This is a genomic window from Pantoea sp. CFCC18179 (assembly GCF_059412405.1).
On the sequence record NZ_JBNBPM010000005.1, the window covers coordinates 299,164 to 314,767 of the forward strand.

Genomic DNA, 15,604 nt, shown 5'->3' on the forward strand with positions numbered 1-15,604 from the left:
GAGCTTACTATCGCCTGGTAATTACGGAACTAATAGTGAATACTTTTTAAAAACTGTTCCGGGTTTATTCTATGCGCGAGCTTCACCGGGTTAATCAATTTCAGCGGCTGTGGCAGATCAGTCACGGCGAACCGCAACGTCTTAGCGTTGCTGATATGGCGAAACACTGTTTTTGCAGCGAACGCCATGTACGCACGCTGCTGCGCCAATGGCAGGATGCGGGCTGGTTGCGCTGGCGCGGGGAATCCGGCAGAGGAAAACAGGGCGAACTGACATTTCTAATGTCGCCTGAACAACTGCGCCAGCAGTTGTTAACGCAGCAACTCGCTGCCGGCGAGGCGGTACAAGCTTTGCAAGTACTGGACTTACAACCAGAACGGTTGGTGCGGATGCTGCGCCCCTTAATGGGCGGCCAATGGCAAAACCAATCACCGGTTTTGCGCATCCCCTATTACCGTGCCATGGAACCGTTGCGCCCGCTGCAACTGACCGGACGCGCCGAACAACATCTGGCACGTCAGGTCTTCTCAGGATTAACGCGTTTTCGCGACGATGATGTTGAAGGTGATATCGCCCACCATTGGCAGCATGACGAAAGCGGCCGCGATTGGTACTTTTGGCTGCGCCCACAACTTAGCTGGCATAACGATGAACCGCTGCATGCGGCGCAATTGGTTGAGCAGTTGCAGCAGATTATGCAATCGCCGCGCGGCGCGCGCCTGTTGGCCGCCGTTGAAAAGATCGAAGCTCCCCATCCACTGGCAATTCGTATTAGGTTGCGTGCCAGCGATTACTGGCTGCCGCAGCGTTTGGCGCACCAATTCTGTTTGCTGCCACATCCTGAATATCCCGATATCGGTAGCGGGCCGTGGAAACTTACCCATTTCACCGCTGAATTGGTGCGTCTGGAAAGCCATGCACGCTGGCATTTACAGCGTCCGCTGATTCAGCGCATGGAATATTGGATCACACCGCAACTGTTCGATCGCGATCTAGGAACCAGTTGCAGCCATCCGGTGCAGATTGCCATTGGCGATCCTGATGAATTGGCTTCGCTGCGCCCGGTTGATCGCAGTATTAGCTTGGGATTCTGCTATTTGGCACCACGCATCTCGGCACATTTCAGCGCCGAACAGGTCAAATCATTGATTGCTCTGATCCAGCGTAGCGGCGTGATTCAGCAGTTGCCGCTGGATGAAGGCTTGATTACGCCGAGCCATGAACTGTTGCCTGGCTGGCCGGTGCCGATTGCTCAACAAGAAGTCATCTCCCTGCCGGCTACGCTAACGCTGCATTACCATTTGCCGGTCGAGTTACATGTTATGGCGCAAGCGTTGATTCTATTGCTGGCACAACATGGCTGCACGTTGACCTGTATATTCCATGATGTAAAAAGCTGGCGTGATGATATCGATCTTAGCGCTGCCGATGTGGTGATGGGCGATCGGCTGATTGGTGATGCACCGCTGTTCACACTAGTGAATTGGCTGGAGAATGACGCGGTGTGGCAACCGCAGCGTGAGAAAATGCTACAACCGGCATTAAGCCGGATCTCCCAGCAGATCAATACCTTGCAGCGTAGCGCATTAACTCGACAATTATTTCAGCAACTGATGCGCGAAGGACATCTGTTGCCGTTGTTTAACTATCGCTATCAGGTCTTTGCCCCGCCGGGCGTTGAGGGGATTCAGCTGAATAGCCTAGGTTGGTTTGATTTCACCCGCGCCTGGATTCCGCCGCCCAGCTCTGTTCAGCCTGCGCCTGAGCCAGTACCATAGGCGCACTGATTTTTGGGGAACAAATGATGAAAAGAGCCGTTGTGGTCTTTAGTGGCGGGCAAGATTCCACCACCTGTTTAATTCAAGCGCTGCAACAGTACGACGAAGTGCATTGCGTCACCTTCGATTACGGTCAACGCCATCGTGAAGAGATTGAGGTTGCGGCTGAACTGTCACACAAACTCGGCGCGCGTGCACATAAAGTGCTGGATGTTACGTTGCTGAACGAACTCGCGGTGAGCAGCCTGACGCGCGATAACATCCCGGTGCCGACTTACGATCCGAATGCCAGCGGTTTACCCAGCACTTTTGTGCCGGGCCGCAACATTCTGTTCTTAACGCTGGCATCGATTTACGCCTATCAGGTTGAAGCCGAAGCAGTGATTACCGGCGTGTGCGAGACCGATTTCTCCGGCTATCCGGATTGCCGTGACGAGTTTGTTAAAGCGCTGAATAACGCGGTGAGCCTGGGTATGGCGCGCAACATCCGTTTTGAAACGCCGCTGATGTGGTTGAACAAAGCAGAAACCTGGGCACTGGCCGATTACTGGCAACAACTGCCGCTGGTGCGGGCCGAAACGCTGACCTGCTATAACGGCATTAAAGGCGATGGCTGTGGCGAATGCGCGGCTTGCCATTTGCGCGCCCGCGGTTTAGCGGATTATCAGGCCAATTCGTCTGCGGTGATGGCCGCGATGAAGCAAAAAAGCGGCCTGAACTGATTCGGGCGCGGTCCACACTGGCGCCGTTGGCGTCAGTGACTTTCCACCATTAATGCCGCCAGACGCTCGCGCAGTTCCCCTTCCATCGGCACCGCTTTTTGCGTGCGCAAATCAATACAGACAAAGGTTAACGCCGCATCAGCAACGACGGAATTGTCACTCGCCAGCAATACGCGTTGCGCAATCACTCCGCTTTTACCGCTCAACTGCGACACTTCACTTTCGATATTCAGCACATCACCCAGTACCGCCGGACGACGATAATTGATGTTGATATTCACTACCACGAAGGCCAACTGCTGTTCCAGCAGCCAGTGGAACGCATCGACATCCTCCAGCCACTGCCAGCGCGCTTCTTCCAGAAACTCCAGATAGCGAGCATTGTTCACGTGCTGATAAACATCCAGATGATAGCCGCGCACTTTAATTGTGGTTTGCATTGTTGCTCCTGTTCAGGCTGAGAATGACAACTGGTAAGACCTGTTGAGCATAGCACAGCCTGAATCCGGACTATTTCAATCGTTCAAAGTCGCGAGTTGCCTCACAATTTCAAGCGCGTGCTGTTGCGCTCAATCAATGCGCTGCCAATCCCCGGCACCTCCTTGAGTTGTTCTATCGCGGTAAACGGACCGTACTGATCGCGATAACTGACAATCGCCTGCGCTTTCTTGAGTCCGATGCCATTCATACCCGCAGCCAGTTGTTCGGCTGTGGCGGAGTTGATGCTGACCTGCCCTTCCTGCGACGTCGAGACTTGTGTGGCCTGCGTTTCGCTGGGACTTTCGGCAGCCGCCAGTCCGGTGGTGTAAACTGCGCCGCCCAGCGCCAGCGTAATGCATAAGGCATGAAAAGTTGATTTCACCATGCTGTGTTTCTCCTTGTGTTTGACAGCCACAGCAGGGTGTCACAGCGCAAATCAGGATACAAAAGGCCATTTTCAGAAATGGAAAAGGCCGCATAAGCGGCCTTTCGGTGTTGCAGTGTTTTAACTTTTTTTGTGAGGCTTACTGGTTTTGTGCTGCGGTGCCGTACTTAATCTTGGCCTCTTTACGCAGGTTTTCCAGCAATGCTTCAAAGGCGATTTGCGCGTTGTTTTGCGTCACACCTTTCACCATCTCATCGATTTGTGCCTGCGGCATATTGCCCGCGCTAACTTTATCCAGCGCGATCAGCACCACATTGCCTTGCATATCTTCGCTCACGCCCCACGACGGCTTATTGTCAGCAGGTTCTGGCAGATTAAAGGCAGACTGCGCGACAGGGTCTTGCGCATTGCGGTCAAACGATTTGCTGGCGCTGAGCGTTAGGCCAGCCGCTTTCAGGGCGTCTTCTTTACCGGCTTTCAAATCTGCCAGTAATTTATCCGCTTGGGCTTTAGCCTGCTGGGTCGCTTTATCATGCTTCAGCGTATCAACAATCTGCGCTTTAACCTGATCCAACGGCTTCACCGCTTCCGGCTTGTGCTCGCTGATACGCAATACAAAGGCGCGATCGCCATCAACAGAAATGATGTCTGAGTTATTGCCCGGCGTACCGTTCTGGCCGACTAAACCACCGTTGAAAATCGCTTGCTTAACCTGGTCGAAGTTCAAATCGTCCGGCAGATTGTCACGCGTGATCCAGCCCGTTTCAGTCACTTTCAAGCCTGAAGCCTGTGCAGCGCCTGCCAACGACTCATTATCGTTGCTGGCAGCTTCGCTGACTTTCTGCTGCATCTTGTAGAAGGCATCAACCGCTTTCTCTTGCTTCACTTTGTCGGCAATCGCGTCATGCACTTCAGCCAAAGGTTTAACCTGCTCCGGCTGGATATCATCCAGACGTACCACGAGGAAACCAACCGACGATTTGATCGCACCAGACAGCTGACCTTTCTGCGTCAGATTGGCGGTTTTCAGCTCATCTGGCGTGGTGCTTGGCTCCAGCCAGCCCATGTCACCGCCTTTACGCGCTGAGATTGGGTCGATAGATTTGCTTTTTGCCAGCGTGGCGAAATCTTCACCTTTCTTCAGCGCATCAACAACCGCGTTCGCATCCGCTTCAGTTTTGGTCTGAATGATGCTGTAGCGATTACGCTGTGGCTGTGAATAATCCGCTTTATGTTGATCGTACCAGCTCTGGATATCCGCTTCGCTGGCGGTTTCCTGCATGCTAGCCGCATCCATTTTGATGTAGCTCACGCGGAACTGCTCAGGTGCCATGAAGCTGTTTTGATGCTGCTGATAATACTGGCTAACTTCTTCATCACTGGCGGTTTGTTTAGCGGCTAACGCGTTAACATCAATCACCGCCTGGCGCACTTCACGCTGCTGTGACACCAAATCCACCAGCTTGCTGGTTTCGCCTTTCAGCATGAAATCGGTATTGGCGACCGCGTTGATTAACTGTTGCGTCGCCAACTGCTTGCGCAGCGCTTCCGCATATTGATCGGCGGTATAACCCATGCTGGTGATCAGGCCGCTGTATTTGGCGTTGTCGAATTTACCGTTGGTCTGGAAGGCTTTCTGATTGAAGATGGCCTGTTTTACCTGGTCATCGCTGATGCCGATATGCAGATCTTTGATGTATTGATCAAGCAGTGCCTGATCGATCAACTGTGACAGCGCCTGCTGGCGCATCTGCTGCATGTAGCCTTCGTTGCTGGCTAACTGTGAGAATTGGTCGCCCAGCATCTGCTGCTGACGATTACGCTCACTGTTATAACCTTGCTCCAGCTCTGCTCGGCTGATCTCGTGTCCGTTGACTTTAGCGGCATAATCGCTGCCGCCACCAATCAGGTAGTTGCCCACCCCGGTGAGTACGAAAGACAGGATGATCAATCCCAGAATAATCTTGAGCACGACATGATTCGACGCCGCGCGTAAATTGTCCATCATGGTATGACAACACTCCGCTGTAGTGTGAATGTAAAGCTCTAACACGATGTCATCATCGTGCAACTGCTGTTCAGGCTGGCAGTTGGCAACCATGCGGAGACAACAACCCAAGGGCTATCGCCGCGCATCAAGAATAAAAAAAGGCACATCAAAAAAGATGTGCCCGTATGTTACATGAGAACGGCTTTTACGTCCTCAATCCATGGAAGAAAATGCTTCAATGGATGTGTCAGCGGTCATTAATTGACGGAATCTTTCAGTGCTTTACCTGCACGGAAGCCCGGAACTTTACCAGCCGGGATGGTGAGCTCTTTACCCGTTTGCGGGTTACGGCCAGTACGCGCCGCACGCTCACGCACAGAGAAAGTACCGAAACCAACCAGTGCCACTTCATCACCACCCTTCAGGGTTTCAGTGACGGAGTCCATGAATGCATCTAAAACACGTCCCGCTGCTGCTTTAGAAATGTCAGCGTCTGCAGCAATTTTGTCGATCAACTGTGACTTATTCACTCTATTCATCCCCTCTTTTATTATTCACATCGCACCTGCGCTTCCCGCCCGGTACGAACGCGCAGCCAGTTATATCAAGCCTGTGGAGCCGAAACAACGGTATTCATCTTAATCGTTGATCCAGCAGCCCACTAACTTAGCGGCACAAAAAAAAGCTGGCAAGCACCAATTTGCCTGCCAGCTTCGCTTTTTAGCGGTTTCTGCCACTAATCACTATTTTGCGGTCGCAACCTGCATGCCGTAAGGCGCATTTTCCAATGCCAGGTTCAACACTTCTTCAATACGCTTAACCGGGTGAATCTCCAGATCGGCAATCACGTTCTGTGGAATGTCTTCCAGATCGCGCTTGTTTTCGTCCGGGATCAACACGGTTTTGATGCCACCACGATGCGCGGCCAGCAGCTTCTCTTTCAGGCCACCGATTGGCAACACCAAACCACGCAGCGTGATTTCGCCGGTCATCGCCACATCTGAACGTACTGGGTTGCCGGTCAGGCATGACACCAACGCAGTACACATCGCGATACCCGCGCTTGGACCGTCTTTCGGTGTCGCACCTTCTGGCACGTGTACGTGAATGTCACGCTTCTCATAGAAATCAGCGTTGATGCCGAGTTTCTCCGCACGCGCGCGCACCACAGTCAGCGCTGCCTGGATTGACTCTTGCATCACTTCGCCCAGCGAACCGGTATAAGTAAGCTTGCCTTTGCCTGGTACGCAGGCAGTTTCGATGGTCAGCAGATCGCCGCCCACTTCCGTCCACGCCAAACCGGTCACCTGACCCACACGGCTTTCGCTCTCTGCGCGACCATAATCAAAGCGCTGTACGCCAAGGAAATCCTTGAGGTTGTCGCCATTGATCACGATGTGTTTTTTCGACTTATCCATCAGCAGCGCTTTCACTGCTTTACGGCACAGTTTGGAGAGTTCGCGTTCCAGGCTACGTACACCCGCTTCACGCGTGTAGTAACGGATGATGCCAACAATCGCGCTATCATCAACGCTGATCTCTTTATCTTTCAGCGCGTTACGCTCAATCTGCTTCGGCAACAAATGCTGCTTGGCGATGTTCAGTTTTTCATCTTCGGTGTAACCCGACAGACGAATCACTTCCATACGATCCAGCAACGGTGCCGGGATGTTCATCGAGTTAGACGTTGCGACGAACATCACATCAGAAAGATCGTAATCGACTTCCAGATAGTGATCGTTGAACGCAATGTTCTGCTCAGGATCCAGCACCTCAAGCAGCGCTGAAGCCGGATCGCCACGCATGTCCGAAGACATTTTGTCGATCTCATCCAGCAGGAACAGCGGGTTCTTCACGCCAACTTTCGCCATTTTCTGGATCAGTTTGCCTGGCATAGAACCGATGTAAGTACGACGATGTCCACGGATTTCCGCTTCATCGCGCACGCCGCCCAGCGCCATACGCACGTATTTACGTCCGGTAGCTTTTGCAATGGATTGACCCAGCGAGGTTTTACCTACGCCCGGCGGTCCAACGAGGCACAGAATCGGGCCTTTGATTTTGCTGACGCGACTTTGCACCGCAAGATACTCAAGGATGCGATCTTTAACGCGTTCCAGGCCGTAATGGTCGATATCCAAGGTCTCTTGCGCTTTACGCAGGTCTTTTTTGACTTTACTGCGCGCCACCCAAGGCACCTGAACCATCCAATCGATATAACCACGCACCACGGTGGCTTCAGCAGACATCGGCGACATCATTTTCAGCTTCTGCAATTCTGCTTCGGCTTTTTCGCGTGCTTCAGTCGGCATTTTGGCCGCTTCGATTTTACGTTTCAGCGCTTCGTATTCATCCGGCGCATCGTCCATTTCGCCCAGCTCTTTCTGAATGGCTTTCATTTGCTCATTCAGATAGTACTCACGCTGGCTTTTTTCCATCTGCTTTTTAACGCGGTTGCGAATACGCTTCTCAACCTGCAGCAGATCGATCTCTGATTCCATCATCGCCATCAGATATTCCAGACGCTCATTGACGTCGGACATCTCCAGCACTGACTGTTTATCAGCCAGTTTCAGCGGCATGTGCGCTGCAACGGTGTCAGCCAAACGGGCCGCATCGTCAATGCTGTTCAGTGAGGTTAAGACCTCTGGCGGGATTTTTTTGTTGAGCTTGATGTAGCCTTCAAATTGATTGATGGCGGTGCGCACCAACACTTCCTGCTCACGCTCTTCAATTTCTGGCGAGATCAGATATTCGGCTTGGGCAACGAAATGGTCGCCGTTATCAGCCAACGTGGTGATGTGCGCGCGCTGTAAACCTTCAACCAGCACTTTTACCGTGCCGTCTGGAAGTTTCAGCATCTGCAATACAGAAGCGACGGTCCCTACAGAAAAGAGATCGTTAATGCCAGGTTCATCCGTTGAAGCCTCTTTCTGTGCAACCAGCATGATTTTTTTATCATGATCCATCGCGGCTTCGAGGCACCGAATCGATTTTTCCCGGCCAACAAACAACGGAATTACCATGTGCGGATAAACCACCACGTCGCGCAACGGCAACACGGGGATTTCAATGCGTTCAGAACGCTCAGGATTCATAGAGCTCTCTCTTAGTTTAATGTCCGCCAGGTGATGGGTACCGCGCAATTAGAGGTTTTGCAGTTAAACCCACAGGATATTGAGTATATGGGGATGCTTGTACGACATTCAATGTCACTGGCGAGAGAAAAACAAAAGGGGAAAGATTTTTCCCCTTTTTTAAGATAACAACGTGGTGCAATTGTTTATTTATTCGCCAGAAGCCTGGGCTTCATGCTTTCCATAAATCAACATTGGCTCAGATTGACCGTCAATCACTGACTCATCAATCACCACTTTTTCAACGTCATCCATTGATGGCAAGTCGTACATGGTCTCCAGTAACGCCCCTTCAACGATGGAGCGCAGACCACGTGCACCGGTTTTACGTGACATGGCTTTTTTAGCAATTGCTGTTAAAGCTTCATCACGGAATTCCAGTTCAACACCTTCAAGATTGAACAGCGCCTGATACTGTTTAGTCAGGGCATTTTTTGGCTCGCGCAGGATCTGAATCAGCGCTTCTTCACTCAGTTCACTCAGCGTTGCCACAACAGGCAGACGACCAATGAACTCAGGAATCAGACCAAACTTGATCAAATCTTCTGGCTCGACCTGCGACAGCAATTCACCTTCGCTCGCTTTCTGCGATTTGCCTTTAACGGTTGCACCAAAGCCAATACCGGACCCGGTTTCTACACGCTGGGAAATCACTTTATCGAGACCGGCAAATGCACCACCACAGATGAACAGAATCTTGGAAGTATCAACTTGCAAGAATTCCTGCTGCGGGTGCTTACGTCCACCCTGCGGCGGAACAGCGGCCACAGTGCCTTCAATCAATTTCAGTAACGCTTGCTGCACGCCTTCACCCGATACGTCGCGGGTAATTGACGGGTTGTCAGACTTACGAGAAATCTTGTCGATTTCATCGATGTAGACAATGCCGCGCTGCGCTTTCTGCACGTCGTAATCACACTTCTGCAACAACTTCTGGATGATGTTTTCTACATCTTCACCCACGTAACCGGCTTCGGTCAGTGTGGTGGCATCCGCCATGGTAAACGGTACGTCCAGCAAGCGCGCCAGTGTTTCTGCTAACAGTGTTTTACCGCTACCGGTTGGACCGATCAGCAAAATGTTACTTTTGCCCAGTTCGATGCCATTGCTTGTATCGCCATTGCGCAAGCGTTTGTAGTGGTTATACACCGCAACCGCCAGCACTTTCTTCGCCCTTTCCTGACCGATGACGTAGTCATCGAGGTGATGGCGAATTTCATGCGGCGTCGGCAGTGAGCTACGCTCGCGATGCGGCGCAACTTCTTTGATCTCTTCACGAATGATGTCGTTGCAAAGATCAACGCACTCATCGCAAATATACACTGACGGCCCGGCAATTAGCTTACGGACTTCATGCTGGCTTTTGCCGCAGAAAGAGCAGTACAGCAACTTACCTGAACCGTCTTTGCGCTTATCTGTCATCAGCTAACCTCTTTTCTTTCTCAGACCTAATTTGTTGTACGGCACTGGCCGTACATCAACGGCCGATATTCATTCAACCCATCTGTCTGCTTCCCGTTAACTATAGCGTAAGGGGCAGACAGATGTGTCTTATTGGCGATGCGTCAGGATTGAGTCGACCAAGCCATACTCTACCGCTTCGCTCGCTGAGAGGAAACGATCGCGCTCGGTGTCGCGCTCAATCTCTTCCAGCGATTTGCCGGTGTGCTCCGCCATCAACTCATTCATGCGCTGTTTCACTTTCAGGATTTCACGCGCATGGATTTCGATATCCGTCGCCTGGCCCTGATAGCCGCCCAGCGGCTGATGAATCATCACACGTGAATTAGGCAGGCAGAAGCGTTTGCCTTTGGTGCCTGCTGTCAGCAAGAACGCGCCCATCGAACAAGCCTGACCCATGCAAATGGTGCTGACGTCTGGCTTGATGAATTTCATGGTGTCGTAAATCGACATCCCGGCAGTAATCACGCCGCCTGGCGAGTTAATGTAGAGGTAAATGTCTTTTTCAGGATTCTCAGCTTCCAGAAACAGCATCTGCGCCACGATCAGGTTAGCCATATGATCTTCAACCTGACCGGTCAGGAAGATCACACGCTCTTTGAGCAGGCGAGAGTAGATGTCGTATGAACGCTCGCCGCGCGAGGTTTGTTCAACCACCATTGGCACCAGCGCCATGTGCGGTGCAGTAAATTCACGATCGCCACTGTATGACATTACCGTCTCCTGATAATTTTTATTGGCAACATTCTGTACCGATTTTACGTGAGGTGCAGCGGGAAAACTACGCGCCACAGTCTCAGTCCGCGATAACGGGACGGTTAATCAGCCAGTCTCACTGTTTTCATGCATGCTCCCTGTATCTGGGGATGCTGCGCAGTTGTTTCAAGCATAACAACCTTTTGCCCATTCGCTAACACGGAAAAAGAGCTTAGCGGATAATTTGCCGATTAATTAAGCAAATAGACGACAAATCTACGTTATTAAGCGCCAGAAACGAAAAAGCCCGCGACTTTTCAGTCACGGGCTCAGCACTAACGGTTAACGAATGAATCAGGCCGCTGAGGTCTGGTTCATCAGTTCCTGGAAGTTAGTGGCTTTATCGGTCACTTTAGCTTTCGCCAGAACCGCTTCAACCGCTTGCTCTTCCAGAGCAACGTTGCGCATGTTGTTCATCAGCTCGTTGTTCTTGCTGTAGAACTCGATCACTTCCTGCGGATCTTCATACGCAGAAGCCATCTCTTCGATCAATGCTTTAACGCGATCTTCGTCAGCTTTCAGCTCGTTGATGCGAATTACTTCGCCCAACAGCAGGCCAACTACAACGCGGCGTTTAGCTTGCTCTTCGAACAGCTCGCGTGGCAATTCCAGCGCTTGCTTCTCGTTGCCGCCAAAACGCTGTGCAGCCTGACGACGCAGAACGTCGATTTCGCTGTCGATCAGCGCAACCGGAACGTCGATGTCGTTAGCTGCAACCAGGCCGTCGATTGCCTGAGATTTTACGCGGTTACGGATAGCGCCTTTCAGCTCGCGATCCATGTTCTTACGTACTTCTGCACGCAGACCGGCAACTGAACCGTCTTCAACGCCGAAACGTTTGATGAACTCTTCAGTCAGTTCTGGCAGTTCGCGTGTTTCAACTTTCTTCAGCACAATTTCGAACTTCGCGTCTTTCCCTTTCAGGGTTTCAGCGTGGTAATCGTCTGGGAATTTCACGTCGATGGTGAAGGTTTCGCCCGCTTTGTGGCCAACAACACCTTCTTCGAAACCTGGGATCATACGACCCTGGCCCATTGCCAGTACGAAGTCAGACGCTTTGCCGCCTTCGAACTCTTCGCCGTCCACTGAACCGCTGAAATCGATAGTTGCGCGATCTTCAGCAGTCGCAGCAGCATCGGTTTCTTTCCAGGTCGCCTGCTGCTTCTGCAGGGTTTCCAGCATGGTATCAACGTCAGCGTCAGTCACTTCGACTACTGGCTTCTCGACTTCGATAGCATCCAGGCCTTTCAGCTCAACTTCTGGATACACTTCGAACTCAACCGCGTAGGTGAAGTCTTCGCCTTCTTTATATTCGCCCGGCACGTAGTTAGGTGCGCCAGCCGGATTGATTTTCTCTTTGATGATGGCGTCAACAAAGTTGCGCGTCATCAGCTCGCCCAGCACGTCCTGGCGAACAGAAGCACCGTAGCGCTGAGAAATGATGTGTGCCGGCACTTTGCCTTTACGGAAACCGTCGATACGGACTTTCTTAGCTACTTCCACCAGTTCTTTCTTCACTGCGCTTTCGATGCTGTCAGCTGCAACAGTAATCGAAATGCGACGGCCCAGACCCTGAGTGGTTTCTACTGAAACTGTCATCTTGTTACCTCAAAAAATCACGTGCTCGGTCAACTTCAGACACCACACATAAATGCGCCGTATCCAACAACCGGGACGGCCTCTGCAGGCAGAACCTAATCCCTGTCACCAGAAGCGTCCCGAAGACATTCCGGAAAAATAGACGCAGCATTATAGCGGCATCGCTGGAATGAGTCGAGGCTGCAAACTCACCACTTTTTAGCGGTTTTGCTGCTTTTTTGCGCCGTAGATCGCGTTTGAGGGTAATAAATGAAAAGAAAACGGCCCGCAGGCCGTTTTGAGGGAGATCAATAAATCAGTTAAGCGAGGGTGCCTGCACCGCGACAATTTGGCGAGGCCAGCACGGTATCTTGCAATCCATCCCACTCTTTTTGCGTGTAAGTATGCAGTGCCAACGCGTGCACGCTGCCCGCTAACTCGGTTGCCAACTCGCCATAAATGGCACGATGACGTTGCAGAAAGCGCTGACCGGTAAATTGATCGCTGACAATCACTACTTTGAAGTGACTTTCAGAACCGGCGGGCACGTTATGACGATAGCTTTCATCATGCACTTCAAGGTGTGCAGGCTCGAAAGCGTTACGCAACTTTTCTTCTATTTGTTCGCGAATCATGATTAACACTCCTCTCCGGCGAGCGCTGTGCCCATCTGTTTAAATATTAGTAGGTTTTTCACCGCTTCCGCAGGTTGGTTGGAAATAAATCCGCCAACGCTGCGCATAGTAGCTTGCTGATGGCTCAGGTCAACCGGCGGCGATTTCAGTCAGTCCGAAAAAAGCCTTTACAATCAATTTCCACTGGCCCGGGGCTTTTTTCGCCGCTGCGCAATGCTATGATGGCCGCAGTTTTGCAAACCAACCCATATGCTAACGAGAATGAGTATGTTGAAAAAACTGTTATTCCCTCTGCTGGCTGCTTTTATTTTGGCCGGCTGTGCCAGCAACAACACGACCCTGGATATTCAACCGAAGATCCAATTACCGCAGCAAGATCCAAGCTTGATGGGCGTTACCATCAGTGTTAACGGCGCCGATCAACGTTCAGATCAAGCACTGGCTAAAGTCAACCGCGATGGTCAATTGATCACGCTAACGCCATCGCGCGATCTGCGCTTCCTGTTGCAGGAAGTGTTAGAGAAGCAGATGACGTCACGTGGCTACATGATCGGCCCAAGCGGTGCGGTTGATCTGCAAATCGTGGTAAACGGTTTGTATGCTGATGTGACACAAGGCAACGTGCGCTACAGCATCACCACTAAAGCGGATATCTCCATCATCGCCACCGCGAAAAACGGTAACAAGCAGGTGAAAAACTATCGCCAGACTTACAGCGTAGAAGGCGCATTTACCGCCACCAACGCGAAGATCACCAACGCGGTTAACTCAACCCTGAGTGACGTGATTGCTGATATGGCGCAAGACACCAGCGTTCATAACTTCATTAAGCAGAACGCCCGCTAATTTCCGCAGTAACTTGCCCGGCTAATCATAGCCGGGCTTCATTTCAGGTTGGTTATGACATCTCACTATCTGCGAATTTTTACCCAACGTAACGCGGCGGTATTACTGCTGCTGGGCTTTGCTTCCGGTTTGCCCTTGGCGTTAACCGCCGGAACTTTGCAAGCGTGGATGACGGTAGAGAATGTTGACCTGAAAACCATCGGTTTTTTTTCCCTTGTCGGCCAGGCTTACGTATTCAAATTCTTGTGGTCGCCGATGATGGATCGTTACACCCCGCCGTTTCTGGGTCGCCGCCGCGGCTGGCTGATCCTGACGCAAATAGCGCTGATTGGCGGCATTATCGCCATGGGCTTTATGCAGCCTTCGCGCGATTTAACCTTATTGGCCGGGCTGGCGGTTTTAGTCGCCTTCTGCTCCGCTTCGCAAGACATCGTATTTGACGCATGGAAAACCGATGTCCTGCCGCCTGAAGAGCGCGGCAGCGGCGCGGCGATTACGGTGCTGGGTTATCGTCTGGCGATGTTAATTTCGGGTGGATTAGCGTTGTGGTTGGCCGATCGTTATCTCGGCTGGCAAGCAACGTATTGGTTGATGGCCTTATTAATGGTGCCCGGACTGATTGCCACACTGCTGGCAAAAGAGCCGATTACGCCCGTGCGTGAACCGCATTCTCTGCGCCAGGCGGTGACTTTCCCGCTTAAAGACTTCTTCCAGCGCAACAATGCCTGGCTGCTGATCACCTTAATCATCCTTTATAAGCTTGGCGATGCGTTTGCCGCCTCGCTCACGACGACCTTCCTGATTCGCGGCGTTGGTTTTAGCGCCGGTGATGTCGGCCTGGTGAACAAAACACTTGGCTTGTTGGCGACCATTATTGGTGCGCTGTACGGCGGCGTGCTGATGCAACGCTTGAGCTTGTTCCGTGCGCTGATGATTTTTGGCGTGCTGCAAGCGGTCTCGAACTTTGCTTACTGGTTGCTGGCCGTTACGCCGCCGCATTTGTGGAGCATGGCGAGCGCGGTGTTTATCGAAAACCTATGTGGCGGCATGGGCACCGCGGCATTTGTCGCGTTGTTAATGACGCTGTGTAACAAATCCTTCTCCGCCACGCAATTTGCGCTGCTCTCTGCCCTGTCGGCGGTAGGCCGCGTATATGTTGGCCCGGCAGCCGGTTGGTTGGTGGAATTATGGGGCTGGCCGACTTTTTACGCCTTTACGGTATTTGCTGGCGTGCCCGGTTTGCTGCTGCTGTGGCTGTGTCGCGGCACCTTGCATGCGGTGCAACAAAGTGGCGAATTTGTCATGCGCAGTTTGTGGCCGCAAGGTTATCGCTGGACAGTGCGCCTGTTCAGTCTTGGCTGCGGTCTGCTGGCATTGTGGTTGCTGGCACTGGCGCTGAATGCCAGCGGTCTGGTACACACCAGCGCGTTGCTGGCACCGATGTTTGAAGCGGGAATGGCCTTCGCGTTGTTAGCGGTCGCTCTCGGCGTAATTTTGGATAGTTTGGCATTAAGAAAAATGCCGCAGAACAATTTGAGTTGAGTAATCACTATTTGCCAACGCTAAAATAGTTGGCTAAAAAATATCAGTTACTGATTTTACCAAATAGCATTTTTTTTAAAGCGAATTAGAAACATTAAATTAACAACTGCGGATAATATTACAATCCGGTGAGCAATTACTTTGTATAAAACTCATCGCCGAAATGATGCATAATTGTTAAATAAATGAGTATTAAGAGTACGGTTTATACTTTCCCTGATTTTTCTGCGGTTTCTATCATCGTTTTTTGTTATATTGACGCCAACTGCTTGTCGCAGTTAATAATTTGTCACC

General features: G+C 51.6%; 13 protein-coding genes. 4 read left to right on the plus strand and 9 right to left on the minus strand.

Features of this window, described 5'->3' with window-relative positions; all coding sequences use genetic code 11:
- The first annotated feature begins 71 nt into the window (after window positions 1-71).
- Together ACPUC7_RS12765 and queC are read left to right on the plus strand one after the other, a co-directional pair.
- Window positions 72-1,778, plus strand: coding sequence for an SgrR family transcriptional regulator (locus ACPUC7_RS12765; RefSeq protein ID WP_494923188.1), 1,707 nt, complete (start codon window positions 72-74; stop codon window positions 1,776-1,778).
- 26 nt (window positions 1,779-1,804) lie between these two features.
- Complete coding sequence (gene queC / locus ACPUC7_RS12770; protein ID WP_343552225.1) at window positions 1,805-2,500, plus strand: 7-cyano-7-deazaguanine synthase QueC; 696 nt, start codon at window positions 1,805-1,807, stop codon at window positions 2,498-2,500.
- A gap of 32 nt (window positions 2,501-2,532) precedes the next feature.
- On the opposite strand, the gene ACPUC7_RS12775 is transcribed toward queC, so the two are convergent.
- From ACPUC7_RS12775 to bolA, 9 genes are all read right to left on the minus strand, one after another.
- Window positions 2,533-2,940: an acyl-CoA thioesterase gene (locus ACPUC7_RS12775; protein WP_494923189.1), complete on the minus strand. Its 408-nt coding sequence runs from the start codon at window positions 2,938-2,940 to the stop codon at window positions 2,533-2,535.
- Window positions 2,941-3,041: 101 nt separating this feature from the next.
- Window positions 3,042-3,365 carry a ComEA family DNA-binding protein gene (locus tag ACPUC7_RS12780; protein ID WP_343552228.1) on the minus strand — a complete coding sequence of 108 codons (324 nt, stop codon included), beginning with the start codon at window positions 3,363-3,365 and terminating at the stop codon, window positions 3,042-3,044.
- A gap of 139 nt (window positions 3,366-3,504) precedes the next feature.
- Complete coding sequence (gene ppiD / locus ACPUC7_RS12785; RefSeq protein ID WP_494923190.1) at window positions 3,505-5,373, minus strand: peptidylprolyl isomerase; 1,869 nt, start codon at window positions 5,371-5,373, stop codon at window positions 3,505-3,507.
- Window positions 5,374-5,612: 239 nt separating this feature from the next.
- Complete coding sequence (hupB, locus tag ACPUC7_RS12790) at window positions 5,613-5,885, minus strand: nucleoid-associated protein HU-beta (protein ID WP_343552230.1); 273 nt, start codon at window positions 5,883-5,885, stop codon at window positions 5,613-5,615.
- A 213-nt stretch (window positions 5,886-6,098) separates the two neighbouring features.
- Window positions 6,099-8,453 (minus strand): endopeptidase La, encoded by a 2,355-nt coding sequence (gene lon / locus ACPUC7_RS12795; RefSeq protein WP_494923191.1) that lies wholly within the window; start codon window positions 8,451-8,453, stop codon window positions 6,099-6,101.
- 189 nt (window positions 8,454-8,642) lie between these two features.
- On the minus strand, window positions 8,643-9,914 hold the full coding sequence (clpX, locus tag ACPUC7_RS12800; RefSeq protein ID WP_007886970.1) for an ATP-dependent protease ATP-binding subunit ClpX: 1,272 nt from the start codon (window positions 9,912-9,914) through the stop codon (window positions 8,643-8,645).
- A gap of 129 nt (window positions 9,915-10,043) precedes the next feature.
- Complete coding sequence (gene clpP / locus ACPUC7_RS12805; protein ID WP_008103933.1) at window positions 10,044-10,667, minus strand: ATP-dependent Clp endopeptidase proteolytic subunit ClpP; 624 nt, start codon at window positions 10,665-10,667, stop codon at window positions 10,044-10,046.
- 336 nt (window positions 10,668-11,003) lie between these two features.
- Window positions 11,004-12,308 carry a trigger factor gene (gene tig, locus ACPUC7_RS12810; RefSeq protein ID WP_494923192.1) on the minus strand — a complete coding sequence of 435 codons (1,305 nt, stop codon included), beginning with the start codon at window positions 12,306-12,308 and terminating at the stop codon, window positions 11,004-11,006.
- A 299-nt stretch (window positions 12,309-12,607) separates the two neighbouring features.
- Window positions 12,608-12,922 (minus strand): transcriptional regulator BolA, encoded by a 315-nt coding sequence (bolA, locus tag ACPUC7_RS12815; protein ID WP_343554880.1) that lies wholly within the window; start codon window positions 12,920-12,922, stop codon window positions 12,608-12,610.
- 267 nt (window positions 12,923-13,189) lie between these two features.
- Here bolA and ACPUC7_RS12820 point away from each other — a divergent pair, with 267 nt between their 5' ends.
- Both ACPUC7_RS12820 and ampG read left to right on the plus strand, forming a co-directional pair.
- On the plus strand, window positions 13,190-13,768 hold the full coding sequence (locus tag ACPUC7_RS12820) for a lipoprotein (RefSeq protein WP_007886975.1): 579 nt from the start codon (window positions 13,190-13,192) through the stop codon (window positions 13,766-13,768).
- Between the two features lie 54 nt (window positions 13,769-13,822).
- Window positions 13,823-15,310, plus strand: coding sequence for a muropeptide MFS transporter AmpG (gene ampG, locus ACPUC7_RS12825; protein WP_494923193.1), 1,488 nt, complete (start codon window positions 13,823-13,825; stop codon window positions 15,308-15,310).
- Window positions 15,311-15,604: the final 294 nt, after the last annotated feature.